This is a genomic window from Serratia sp. TSA_198.1 (genome assembly GCF_052686505.1).
In genome coordinates this window covers 203,560-215,883 of record NZ_JBQZFP010000002.1, presented here as the reverse complement: position 1 = coordinate 215,883, position 12,324 = coordinate 203,560, and the positions used below count along the sequence as shown (strand labels likewise).

Annotated in this window: 10 protein-coding genes; 8 read left to right on the top strand and 2 right to left on the bottom strand. The window is 51.7% G+C overall.

The genetic code is table 11. The annotated features are described in order from the left end of the window. Window positions 1-115: 115 nt before the first annotated feature. Entirely contained in the window at window positions 116-1,009 is an 894-nt protein-coding gene (locus ACUTSW_RS12395) for a LysR family transcriptional regulator (RefSeq protein WP_445584545.1), read from the bottom strand. 108 nt (window positions 1,010-1,117) lie between these two features. Between ACUTSW_RS12395 and ACUTSW_RS12390 the strand changes: the two genes are divergently transcribed. From ACUTSW_RS12390 to fbaA, 8 genes are all read left to right on the top strand, one after another. Further along, on the top strand, window positions 1,118-2,617 hold the full coding sequence (locus tag ACUTSW_RS12390) for an SLC13 family permease (protein WP_445584544.1): 1,500 nt from the start codon (window positions 1,118-1,120) through the stop codon (window positions 2,615-2,617). Between the two features lie 24 nt (window positions 2,618-2,641). Then, window positions 2,642-3,247, top strand: a complete 606-nt coding sequence (locus tag ACUTSW_RS12385; protein ID WP_445584543.1) for a histidine phosphatase family protein — start codon at window positions 2,642-2,644, stop codon at window positions 3,245-3,247. A 336-nt stretch (window positions 3,248-3,583) separates the two neighbouring features. Next, window positions 3,584-4,672: an ABC transporter substrate-binding protein gene (locus ACUTSW_RS12380; protein ID WP_006327792.1), complete on the top strand. Its 1,089-nt coding sequence runs from the start codon at window positions 3,584-3,586 to the stop codon at window positions 4,670-4,672. A 78-nt stretch (window positions 4,673-4,750) separates the two neighbouring features. Next, the gene (locus ACUTSW_RS12375) at window positions 4,751-6,520 is read left to right on the top strand and encodes an ABC transporter permease (protein ID WP_020439713.1); all 1,770 of its coding nucleotides are present in this window, start codon (window positions 4,751-4,753) and stop codon (window positions 6,518-6,520) included. Beyond that, on the top strand, window positions 6,513-7,583 hold the full coding sequence (locus ACUTSW_RS12370) for an ABC transporter ATP-binding protein (RefSeq protein ID WP_063203172.1): 1,071 nt from the start codon (window positions 6,513-6,515) through the stop codon (window positions 7,581-7,583). Before ACUTSW_RS12375 ends, ACUTSW_RS12370 begins: the two co-directional genes overlap by 8 nt. 400 nt (window positions 7,584-7,983) lie before the next feature. Next, on the top strand, window positions 7,984-9,000 hold the full coding sequence (epd, locus tag ACUTSW_RS12365; protein ID WP_004952579.1) for an erythrose-4-phosphate dehydrogenase: 1,017 nt from the start codon (window positions 7,984-7,986) through the stop codon (window positions 8,998-9,000). A gap of 72 nt (window positions 9,001-9,072) precedes the next feature. Next, complete coding sequence (gene pgk, locus ACUTSW_RS12360; RefSeq protein WP_062868555.1) at window positions 9,073-10,233, top strand: phosphoglycerate kinase; 1,161 nt, start codon at window positions 9,073-9,075, stop codon at window positions 10,231-10,233. Window positions 10,234-10,349: 116 nt separating this feature from the next. Continuing rightward, the gene (gene fbaA, locus ACUTSW_RS12355; protein WP_004952575.1) at window positions 10,350-11,429 is read left to right on the top strand and encodes a class II fructose-bisphosphate aldolase; all 1,080 of its coding nucleotides are present in this window, start codon (window positions 10,350-10,352) and stop codon (window positions 11,427-11,429) included. 53 nt (window positions 11,430-11,482) lie between these two features. On the opposite strand, the gene ACUTSW_RS12350 is transcribed toward fbaA, so the two are convergent. Further along, window positions 11,483-12,151: a DUF1345 domain-containing protein gene (locus ACUTSW_RS12350; protein WP_445584542.1), complete on the bottom strand. Its 669-nt coding sequence runs from the start codon at window positions 12,149-12,151 to the stop codon at window positions 11,483-11,485. Window positions 12,152-12,324: the final 173 nt, after the last annotated feature.

The window sequence follows — 12,324 nt, the reverse complement described above, 5'->3', positions numbered from 1 at the left end:
CTTCTTGTGATAGAGTGAATAACGGAAATTCAGATAATATAAAAAGCACCGAATGTTCAGTCTTTCGGTGCTTTTTTTGTTTTTGTGCCGTTCGGGATTACCGTTTTTTGCATGCTTACATGTTTGACTGTTTGGTTAATACAGACAAGAAGTTCCTGGTGGCTGGAGAAATGTATTTATCTTTGTGGTGGACATAACGAATTCCTCTTGAGAACGTCATGTCGACTAACCCTATCTCACATAAAACTCCAGCACGAATTTCTTGTAAAACTGCAAGTTTAGAGACAATCGAGATACCAAGCCCATGAATTACACCTTGTTTAATGCCTTCCAGGCTACTTATCTCCATAACATTACGCAGTGTTTTATGCTCATCTTTAAGTCGACTTAATATAAAGTCTCGTGTTGCAGAGTGTTCTGGTTTTATTAAAAAAGTTTCCGACTCGATGTCTGAAAACTGACAATGGCCAATTTTTGCCAATCGATGTGAAGGTGAGCAAATAACAACCAGTGGGTCTGTCAAAAATGTATCCAGTTTATATTTTTCCGCATCAATATAAATATGATCAGACATAATTAAAAATTCAAGTTCTTGAGATTCTAATTTTTGAATAAGTTGACTGGATGTAGATATATCCATGCTAAGATTTACTGTTGGTGCTTCTTTTTTAAATATCGCCATTATTTTTGGAAGCAAATAAACACCGGCAAAATTACTTGCGCCAAATTTTATTGTTCCATGTAATGGGTTATCAAACTGTTTAACATGCTCCCTTGATGCTTTTATCAGATTCATAATCTGGATGGCATATTGTTTGAATATCGTTCCTTGAGGCGTGAGGAATAAACGATTATTTACTCTCTCAAAAAGAACCGTTTTCAGATCCTCCTCAAGCTTGCGAATTTTTATGCTGATGCTAGGTTGCGTGCAAAACAAACGTTGAGCCGTTTCTGTCACGCTTAAGCATTCAGACAATACCAAAAAAGCTTCTATTTGATTTAAATTCATACTAGTCCATAAAATTATTTTATGATATCCATATTTTAATATAATTTTCAATATACCTCAACAACCCTATACTTAGCGCCTCTACCCTACGATCAAGAGGATTCGGTTATGGAAAAGACTGACAGGCAGGTAAACGATATACTTGTTAAACCAGCACCATCTTCAACACGAAAGCCCGAAAAAAAACTGACATTAAAAAACATTGGGATCCCTGCTTCGTTATTTATCCTACTGGTTATAATGAATATCCAGACACCTCAAGGGCTCAGTGTGGAGGGGCAAAAGGCGATTGCCATATTTTGCGCTGCCTTGACATTATGGGTGTGTGGGTCTTTGCCTATTTATCTGACATCAATGATTGTCATCGTTTTGCTTCCCTTAACAGGCACGGTTGCAAAAGAGAAGGTCGTCTTCGCTACACTCGGCTATGACGTTATTTGGTTGATGGTTTCTGCGTTTGTGCTCACATCTGCGATGATTAAATCAAATATTGCCCGCCGTTTTGCTTTATGGATGATTACAAGGTTTGGCCAAACCCCCAAAAAAGCACTCTTTGTGCTTATCATTATCAACTTCTGCTTGGTTTTCTTTGTCCCTTCAACAACGGCTCGCGCTACGTTGATGGTGCCAATTTGTATGATCTTGCTGGAGATTTACAAGGCCACACCAGGAAAAAGCAATTTTGGCAAAGTGATGATGCTTCAAGGAGTACAGGCCGATGCCATTGCTACTTCCGGCGTTATGACGGGGACTGCTGCAAATATCATTGCGGTTGGCTTTATTAATTCTCAGGCAGGTGGTTCGATCGGTTATATGGATTGGCTTATTGCCTCTTTCCCCATTGCGATTGTTGGAATGACGCTTTCATTTTTAATTGGATTAAAACTCTATTCATTTAAAGATGAAGTTGATTTTTCTGGAGCACTAGAGAAACTTAAAGCAGAAAGAGCAGAGCTGGGTCAATTAACAAAAAATGAAAAAAAGGCCATGTACATTTTTATGATGGCAGTCGTCCTTTGGGCGACGGAAAGCTATCATCAGGAAATGTTGGGTTTTCAAATAAGTGTTTATATGACAGCAGTGATTGCTGCTATTCTCTGTTTGATGCCCAGAATAGGTTTGTTAAGTTGGGCTGAAGCTAATATTAAATGGGATTTGATGATATTTGCCGCAGGCGCTTATGCTGCAGGGAATACACTGGAGTCTACTGGTGGAGCAGAGTGGTTAATCGGAAAGTTGGTCTATGGGCTTGGCATTGAAAACATGAGTTCATATCTTGTCTATATTGTTGTCGTGTTTATGTGCATGTATAGCCATTTAATCTTCACCAGTAAGACAGTCAGAACCACGATATTAATACCTTCTATAATTGCATTGGCAAAAACACTGGGAATGGATCCGGTAACGCTTGCCCTCGCAGCCTCATTTACACTCACATATACTATTACGCTGCCACCTCACTCGAAAGTAAATACAATTTATTTTTCTACCGGTTTCTTCAGTGTACTCGATCAAATGAAGTACGGTTTAATCACCTGTTTTATTTGCGCATCATTGATATCACTGGCTATTTTTACCTGGCTCCGGATTCTTGGATACGGACTGTGATGAGTTTTACAAAGGAATAATACTATGCGACTTATTTTACTCAGACACGGAGAGACATTGTGGAACATGGATTCACGCCTTCAGGGACACGCGAACTCATGCCTATCTACGAATGGGGTTAAACAGACTGAATCCATAAAAGAATTTGTTCGTTTACTGGCACCCCGGCGTGTTGTCTCATCTGACTTGGGAAGAACACTACAAACTGCAGCAATCGTGGGTTATCCAGATGCTATTCCCGACAGTAAATTAAGAGAAATCAATATGGGGGAGTGGACGGGGTTACGAAAACCTGAACTGATTAAGTATGCACCAGAGAAATATAGAAATTGGCGCTCTGGAGGCTATACGCCGCCAAGAGGAGAAAGCTGGGCTGATTTTTGCTTGCGTATAGGTTCGGCACTGAGTTTCTGGGTGAATGAAGAAGATAGTGATATTTTGGCCGTTGTTCATAGTGGCGTTATTCGCGCTGCCTGTAAGGTTTTTTTGAATCTACCGCCAGAACAATTGTTGCCGGCAACGCCAGGAACAATTACTATTTTTGATTTTGAGCATGGCGTGAATAAAATGCCAAAACTCGAAGCCTATAATATCGGTTCATTTATTCCTGATATGGATGTAGCAGATTAATATTCCAGGTTTATTATTACTAATAAAGTATAGGTGGTGAACTGGCCTTGATAAGGCGCAGGATATCCTTTGGGCTGCGCTGACAATTATCTTTTCTTTATCGATAACTTCAGTCGTAAATTGAGTTATTACGCCAATTTATATAAAAATTGACCGACAACTTTTAAATGTTTTCACCTTTGGATGCCCGGCATCGTACTGTGTTCGGGCTTTTTATTGCCCAAAAAAACGCCTAACTTCACAAAACGCGAAGATAAAAAATCAACGGCGTTGCTTAAGAACGAGGATTAACTATATGTTAATTTTTAGTTTCTTAAATGTAACCAGGAGTTGATCATGTTGACAAGAATCAGTGCGTCTGTGGTTGCGATCGCGGTACTGGGGGCAGCGCCTGCCTATGCCGACTTCCCGGCAGGCTATCCGGCTGACTATCAGAAGATAGTCGATGGCGCGAAGAAAGAAGGCAAGGTTGTGGTGTATTCCACCACCGACACCAAAGCTGCCGGCCCGCTGATTCAGGGGTTCGAAGCACTGTATCCGGGCGTGAAAGTCGAATACAACGACATGAACAGCACCGAATTATACAACCGCTACATCAGCGAACAGGCGGCGGGCGGCACCAGCGGCGACGTGGTTTGGAGCTCGTCGATGGACACCGCGCTGAAACTGGCGACCGACTACGCTCAGGAGTACGCCTCGCCGGAACAGGGCCAATTGCCGAAATGGGCGGTCTGGAAAGAGAAGGCCTACGGCACCACCTATGAGCCGGTGGTATTCATCTATAACAAACGGCTGATCCCGCAGGGTGACGTACCGGACTCGCACGCCGCACTGGCAAAACTGATCGCCAGCCAGACCGACAAGTTCAAAAAGAAAGTCACCACCTATGACATCGAAAAGTCAGGGCTGGGTTTCATGTTGTCGGTACAGGACTCCAAGGCCGATCCGCACTATTTCGCTACCCTGGCTGACGTAGCCAAAGGCGGCCTGGCGGTACAGTCCTCCACCGGCACCATGATGGAAAGGGTGTCATCCGGTGAGAACCTGATCGGTTTCAACATTCTGGGTTCTTATGCCGAGGCGCGCGCCAAAACCGACCCTTCGCTCGGTATTTCTTATCCGAAGGATTACACGCTGGTGCTGTCGCGCGTGTCCTTTATCAGCAAAGAGGCGACCAACGCTAACGCAGCGAAACTGTGGCTTAACTACGTGCTGTCGGAAAAAGGCCAAAGCATACTTGCCAATCAGGCGGACATTCCTTCCATCCGCAATGACATCGAAGGCAAGAACGACATTGAAGGCATGACTAAAATGCTCGGCAACGCGCTGAAACCTATCCCGGTGGATGAGAGCCTGTTGGAGTATCTGCAGCCGGCCAAACGCCTGGATTATATCAAGCAATGGCGTACCGCCGCGGCAAAATAATAACCGGATCCGGACGCGCGTCTGCCACGTCGGCGCGCGCCCTTTGGTCGTCGTCGTTTACAACCATTGGGATATTTTATGGAAGCATGGCGTAGAAAGTGGCAAAGCCTGCCACGCGGCTTGGTGGTGTTGATAACCGCATTGGTTATCTATGTGCCGCTGTCGTTTATCGTGATTCAAAGTTTCCTCTCTGCCCCCTTTTTCTCTCCGTCCAAGGTGTTCAGCCTTGAGGCGTTTCAGTTTATTTTTACCGACCCCGACTTTTACAAAGCGCTGAAAAGCGGCTTTATTCTGGCTTTCGGGCTGGTGGTGATCGCCATTCCGTTGGGGGGTATTCTGGCCTTTTTGATGGTCAGAACCGATTTGCCCGGCCGCCGCTTCATTGAGCCGCTGATCCTGGTGCCGATCTTTGTCTCCCCGATGGTGCTGGGGTTTGGCTACGTGGTGGCCGCCGGGCCGGTGGGTTTTTTCTCTCTGTGGGCGGAGGCGCTGCTGGGCTTCGTGCCGTGGAATATCTACTCGATGTCCAGCATCGTGGTCATCGCCGGGCTGACGCATGTGCCCCACGCCTATCTTTACATTTCTTCGGCGCTGCGCAGCGTAGGCTCCGACGTGGAAGAAGCGGCGCGCACGGCGGGGGCCTCGCCCTTGCAGGTGATGACCGCCGTCAGCTTGCCGATGGTGCGGCCGTCCATTCTCTATGCTGGTGTGCTGCTGTTCTTCCTGGGGCTGGAAGTGTTCGGCCTGATGCTGGTGCTGGGCGACCCGGAAGGTAACCTGGTGCTGGCGACCTACCTATATCAACTGACCAATAAGCTGGGTACGCCGTCTTACCATTTGATGGCGGCGGTGGCGGTGGTGCTGATCTGCATCACCATTCCGTTGGTGATGTTGCAGCGCCGTCTGATGCGCACCGCCAACCGTTTCGTTACCGTCAAAGGCAAGGCTTCGCAGGCCCGCGCGTTGCCGCTGGGTAAATGGCGCTGGGTCGCCGGTGCCGTGGTGGTGTTCTGGCTGACAGTCACCATCGGCGTACCGCTGGTGGGGGTGGTATTGCGTGCCTTTATCTCCAACTGGGGCGTGGGCGTTTCCATCTGGGACGAACTGTCGCTCAATACTTTCCGCACTATCTGGCAGCAACCCAACCTGCTGCGGGCGATTGTCAACTCAATGGCGATTGGGGTATTCGGTGGCGCGCTGGCGGTGGCTTGCTACCTGTTTATCGGCATCGCCATGCACCGCAAGCCCGACGGCGCGACCCGTTTCCTCGACTACAGCGTGCTGGTGCCGCGAGCGGTGCCGGGCCTGCTGGCCGGTCTGGCTTTCCTGTGGGTATTCCTGTTCCTGCCGATGTGGCTGGATAAATCGCTGAAAGAGGGCTGGCTGTCGGCGCTGCCGGTGGCCGAGTGGTTGCGGGAGAACCTGATCGTCTGGTTGCGTTCCTTGCGCAGCACCATCTTCAGCGTTTGGCTGGCCTATACCGTGGTATGGATGGCCTACGGTCTGCGGCTGATTTCCTCCACGTTGTTGCAGGTTGGCCCCGAACTGGAAGAAGCGGCGCGCAGCGCCGGGGCGACCCGTGGCCAGATCACCCGACACGTCACCATTCCGCTGTCGCGTTACGGCCTGATTGGTTCGTGGCTGTTGATGTTCCTGATTTTTGAACGCGAGTATTCCACCGGGGTGTATCTGCTTTCTCCGGGCACGGAAACCATAGGATCGATGCTGGTTTCGCTGTGGGCGGCGGGCGCCATTGATATCGTTGCGGCGCTCTCCTTTATCAACATCCTGTTGGTGGTGTTGGGTCTGGGTATCGCCCTGCGCTTTGGAGTGAAATTACATGATTGAACTTTCGGTAGATAATCTGCATTTGACCTACGGCGACAACCCGGTGCTGAAAGGCGTTTCGATGCAGTTGAAACGGGGTGAAGTGGTTTCGCTGCTGGGCCCGTCGGGCAGTGGGAAAACCACGTTGCTGCGTGCGGTCGCCGGGCTGGAAAAGCCGACGCAGGGTCGCATTATCATCGGCAGCAATACCGTATACGATGGCGCTTCGCGCAGTGAGATCCCGGCCGAAGAGCGCAACCTTGGGCTGGTGTTCCAGTCTTACGCGTTATGGCCGCATAAAACCGTGTTTGAGAACGTTGCCTATCCGCTGAAATTACGCAAAGTCGCCTCGGCGGAAATTAGCCAGCGGGTGCAGGGCGTGCTCGATCAGCTTGGGCTGGGGGCGTTGGGCAAGCGCCATCCGCACCAACTTTCCGGCGGCCAGCAACAGCGCGTGGCGATTGGCCGGGCGCTGGTGTACAACCCGCCGGTGATCCTGCTGGATGAGCCCTTGTCTAACCTGGATGCCAAGCTGCGTGAAGAGGCGAGGGTGTTTTTGCGCGAGTTGATTATCAAGCTTGGCCTGTCGGCGTTGATGGTGACCCACGATCAGAATGAGGCGATGGCGATTTCCGACCGTATTTTGCTGCTCAACAACGGGAAAATCGAACAGCAAGGTACACCGCAGGAAATGTACGGTTCACCTTCGACCCTGTTTACCGCCGAGTTTATGGGCAGCAATAATCGCCTGTACGGCAAGGTCACGGAGGTGAGTGACGGTAAAGCACGCATCGAAGGCAAAGACTGGGCGCTGTGGGGCATGGCAGGCGCGGGGGTAAAAGCCGGCGCAGAGGGGACGGCGGTGATCCGTGTCGAACGCGTGCATCTGGGGGACGATCCGCAGGGCAATCAACTTGAGCTGCCTCTGCTGACCAGCATGTATCTTGGCGATCGTTGGGAATATCTGTTCCGCACGGTGGCCGAGGATTTTGTGGTGCGTGCCTATGGCAGCGAGGTTCGCGAGCAGGCGCTGTGCAGGTTATCGTTGCCGGCAGAGCACCTGTGGATTTTCCCGAAAGAATAATATCGGCATGGCCGCACCCTGCAATGGGGGGGGCGGCCTGCTGGCTAAAAGGTGAGCGCTTCATCGTCAGGCTTTGGTGCCGTCTTAAGTCAAAAGTGTGCGCTAGATCATCTTATTCTCGCAAAACCCTCTCGCGTTGCCCACCGGCTTGCTGCACCTGTTCCTTTTGGCAAAACTTTGGTTTATGCTCGGCTGAAGCGTTTCAGTTGTAGCAGTATCTCGCAGAAATGCCCGAGTGACGCCGGTGAAGATCCGCCGGCAGAAAGGAATAATGTTACGCGGCGATTCACAGCAGGCGGTGCGATACACTACTCTATGCAGGTTAGTCAGATAACCAGCCAGTGCCCTCTCGATGCCGGTGAACGCGCCCGGCGGAAGAAGGCCCTTTTTCAGGAGCAGCATGACCATCCGCATAGCGATAAACGGCTTTGGCCGCATTGGCCGCAGCGTTTTACGCGCACTGTATGAATCGGGACGTAGAGCGGAAATTTCCGTGGTGGCGATCAACGAACTGGCGAACGCCGAGGGGATGGCCCACCTGTTGAAATACGACTCCAGCCATGGGCGCTTTGCCTGGGACGTACGCCAGGAATGCGACATGCTGACCGTCGGGGACGACACTATCCGTTTGCTGCATCAGCCGGCGGTAGAGCTGCTTCCCTGGAGCGAGCTGGGCGTCGACGTGGTGCTGGATTGCAGCGGCGTGTTCGGCAGCCGGGCAGATGGCGAGGCCCATCTGGCGGCAGGTGCGAAGAAGGTTCTGTTCGCCCACCCGGGCGGCAACGATCTGGACGCCACCATCGTGTTTGGCGTCAATCATCAGACGCTGCTGGCGGAACACCGTATCGTGTCCAATGCGTCATGCACCACCAACTGCATTATTCCGGTGATCAAGCTGCTGGACGATGCCTTTAGCATCGAATCGGGCACCGTGACCACCATTCACTCGTCGATGAACGATCAGCCGGTGATAGACGCCTATCATCAGGATTTGCGGCGCACCCGCGCGGCGAGCCAGTCGATTATTCCGGTCGACACCAAGCTGGCCGCCGGCATTACCCGCATTTTTCCGCAGTTTTGCGATCGTTTCGAAGCGATTTCCGTGCGCGTGCCGACCATCAACGTGACGGCCATCGATCTCAGCGTCAGCGTCAGTTCGGCGGTAAAAGTGACAGAGGTCAACCAGCTGTTGCAAAAGGCCGCACAGGGATCTTTTCGTGGTATAGTCGATTACACGGAACTGCCATTGGTCTCGATTGATTTTAACCACGACCCGCATAGCGCTATCGTCGACGGTACGCAGACCCGGGTCAGCGGGCAGCACCTGATCAAGACCTTGGTCTGGTGCGATAATGAATGGGGCTTTGCCAATCGGATGTTGGATACAACACGGGCAATGGCCGCCAGCGGTTTCTAGTACGGCGGCATCGGCAGTTTGCCGGTGCGTCGCTCAGGCAACTTTATAGAGATTTAACCAAGAGGGTTCACCATGTCTGTAATTAACATGTCCGATCTGGATCTGGCAGGTAAACGCGTTCTGATCCGCTCCGATCTGAACGTTCCAGTGAAAGACGGTAAAGTGACTTCCGATGCACGTATCCGTGCCTCCCTGCCGACGATTGAAGCTGCGCTGAAACAAGGTGCTCGCGTGATGGTAACGTCCCACCTGGGGCGTCCTGTCGAAGGCGAATACAACGAAGAATTCTCCCTGCTGCCGGTTGTAAACTACCTGAAAGAACACCTGAAAAACCCGGTACGTCTGGCCAAAGACTACCTGGAAGGCGTTGACGTTGCAGAAGGTGAGTTGGTCGTGCTGGAAAACGTCCGTTTCAACAAGGGCGAGAAGAAAGACGACGAAACCCTGTCCAAGAAGTACGCGGCGCTGTGCGACGTATACGTGATGGACGCTTTCGGCACCGCGCACCGCGCGCAGGCTTCGACTCACGGCGTGGGCAAGTTTGCTCCTGTTGCCTGTGCAGGCCCGCTGCTGTCTGCAGAGCTGGAAGCCCTGGGCAAAGCGCTGGGTAACCCGGCTCGCCCAATGGTCGCTATCGTTGGCGGCTCTAAAGTGTCTACCAAGTTCGACGTTCTGCAATCACTGGTGAAAATCGCGGATACCGTGATTGTCGGCGGCGGCATCGCAAACACCTTCGTTGCTATCGAAAACAACGTGGGCAAATCACTGTACGAGCCAGACTTCGTTGCTGCGGCAAAAGATCTGCGCGATCAGTACGGCATTCCAGTTCCAACCGATTCACGCGTGGGCACAGAGTTCTCTGAAACCGCCGCGGCAACGGTGAAAAGCGTTTCAGACATCGCTGATAACGAAGAGATTATGGACTTCGGCGACGAAACTGCCTATGCAATGGCAGCGCTGTTGAAAAACGCCAAAACCATTCTGTGGAATGGCCCGGTTGGCGTCTTCGAGTTCCCTAACTTCCGTCGGGGCACCGAAATTGTCGCGAACGCTATCGCAGACAGCGAAGCTTTCTCTATCGCAGGCGGTGGCGACACTCTGGCTGCAATCGACATGTTCGGTATTGCTGACAAGATTTCCTACATCTCAACCGGCGGCGGCGCCTTCCTGGAGTTCGTGGAAGGTAAATCATTGCCGGCGGTAGTGATGCTGGAAGAGCGTGCTAAGCAGTAATTCAAACAACGGGAGGCGAAAGCCGCCCGTTTGTTTTATACCGCGCGGCCAAGGCGGCGCGGCATGAAAAAATCGATTTACATCCATCTACGGCCGACGAAACAGGACAAAGTAACATGTCTAAAATTTTTGATTTCGTAAAACCGGGTGTCATCACTGGTGATGACGTTCAGAAAGTATTCGCAGTAGCTAAAGAGAACAACTTTGCGCTGCCAGCAGTGAACTGCGTGGGTACCGACTCCATCAACGCCGTGCTGGAAACAGCCGCGAAGGTACGTGCTCCGGTTATCGTTCAGTTCTCCAACGGCGGTGCCGCGTTTATCGCCGGCAAAGGCGTGAAGACTGACGTTCCGCAGGGCGCAGCGATTCTGGGCGCGATTTCTGGTGCACATCATGTTCACCAGTTGGCTGAGCATTACGGCGTGCCGGTTATTCTGCACACCGACCACTGTGCGAAGAAACTGCTGCCATGGCTGGACGGCCTGCTGGACGCCGGCGAGAAGCACTTCGCCGCTACCGGCAAACCACTGTTCTCTTCTCACATGATCGACCTGTCCGAAGAGTCTCTGGAAGAAAACATCGAGATTTGCAGCAAGTACCTGACTCGCATGGCGAAGCTGGGTATGACTCTGGAAATCGAACTGGGCTGCACCGGCGGTGAAGAAGATGGCGTGGACAACAGCCATATGGACGCATCTGCTCTGTACACCCAACCGGAAGACGTGGCTTACGCGTACGAAAAACTGAACGCCATCAGCCCACGCTTCACCATCGCGGCGTCCTTCGGTAACGTTCACGGCGTGTACAAGCCAGGCAACGTTAAACTGACTCCGACCATCCTGCGCGATTCTCAGGACTACGTGTCCAAGAAATTCAACCTGCCGCACAACAGCCTGAACTTCGTGTTCCACGGCGGTTCCGGTTCTACCGACGCAGAGATCAAAGAGTCCGTAGGCTACGGCGTGATCAAAATGAACATCGATACCGACACCCAATGGGCAACCTGGGACGGTATCCTGCAGTACTACAAAGCGAACGAAGCTTACCTGCAGGGCCAGTTGGGCAACCCGAAAGGCGCCGACCAGCCGAACAAGAAATACTACGATCCGCGCGTATGGCTGCGTGCAGCCCAGACTTCGATGATTACTCGTCTGGAACAGGCTTTCAAAGATCTGAACGCAGTAGACGTTCTGTAATCTCGATTAGCTGTTTTGCCATAAAGGCTCCCCTCGGGGAGCCTTTTTCGTTTTTAGCTCAACAGGCCGGCACCGACGTTAATCGACAGCCCCAGGATCACCATATTGAACACGAAAGAGATGACCGATTGCAGCAGGGTGATTTTGCGTACTTCCGCCGCGCCGACCGCCACGTCGGCGGTTTGCGACGCCACCGCGATGGTGAAGGAGAAGTAGGCGAAGTCCAGATAGGTCGGTTCGACAAGATTGCCGGGAAACACCAGCGGCAGCGGGTCTTGCTGCGCGCCCTTACGGTAAAACTGGTGGGCGTAATGCATGGTGAAGGCGGTCGGTAGCAGCAGCCAGGACACCACCAACGTGGCACCGGTCAGCGTCAGATGCAGCGTTTTCAGCGAATCACTGACCTGTTTGGCCGTGCCCAATTCAAACATGATAGACAGAATGCTCACCAGGCAACCGATGCTGACCAGCGCCAACACCATACTGGCGCTCTCATCCTGCAAGCGGGCGATCTGGCGGATGTGCTGTGGCGTGCTCACCAGCATCAGGCGCCAGAGAAACAGCAGGTAGAGCCAGGCCAGCACGTTCCAGCCGATCATCAGGCGTTGCAGTTCAGAAAGCTGAGCCGGCAGCAGCAGGTAGCACAGAATGCCGGCCCCCACCGAAAGCAGCAGCCTCGGCCGAACCTGCCAGTAGTGTTTAATCGACGAAGGAATGTACATAACGGATGGGGTTCCTGATTAACTTAATGGGGATAGCGCTTTGTTTAGCATAGAGGATATGGCTGCAAACACGCCGTTGTTTCGGTTATTTTTAGCGCTTACGGTTGGATGCTGGACGAATGTTGGTTAACCTAAGACGGTGGTTTCCAACTGGCGATTGATGTCAGTATATT

Bases quoted from the DNA above. Each gene is read 5' to 3' on its own strand.
- ACUTSW_RS12395 (WP_445584545.1), bottom strand. From the start codon at position 1,009: ATGAATTTAAATCAAATAGAAGCTTTTTTGGTATTGTCTGAATGCTTA.
- ACUTSW_RS12390 (WP_445584544.1), top strand. From the start codon at position 1,118: ATGGAAAAGACTGACAGGCAGGTAAACGATATACTTGTTAAACCAGCA.
- ACUTSW_RS12385 (WP_445584543.1), top strand. From the start codon at position 2,642: ATGCGACTTATTTTACTCAGACACGGAGAGACATTGTGGAACATGGAT.
- ACUTSW_RS12380 (WP_006327792.1), top strand. From the start codon at position 3,584: ATGTTGACAAGAATCAGTGCGTCTGTGGTTGCGATCGCGGTACTGGGG.
- ACUTSW_RS12375 (WP_020439713.1), top strand. From the start codon at position 4,751: ATGGAAGCATGGCGTAGAAAGTGGCAAAGCCTGCCACGCGGCTTGGTG.
- ACUTSW_RS12370 (WP_063203172.1), top strand. From the start codon at position 6,513: ATGATTGAACTTTCGGTAGATAATCTGCATTTGACCTACGGCGACAAC.
- epd (WP_004952579.1), top strand. From the start codon at position 7,984: ATGACCATCCGCATAGCGATAAACGGCTTTGGCCGCATTGGCCGCAGC.
- pgk (WP_062868555.1), top strand. From the start codon at position 9,073: ATGTCTGTAATTAACATGTCCGATCTGGATCTGGCAGGTAAACGCGTT.
- fbaA (WP_004952575.1), top strand. From the start codon at position 10,350: ATGTCTAAAATTTTTGATTTCGTAAAACCGGGTGTCATCACTGGTGAT.
- ACUTSW_RS12350 (WP_445584542.1), bottom strand. From the start codon at position 12,151: ATGTACATTCCTTCGTCGATTAAACACTACTGGCAGGTTCGGCCGAGG.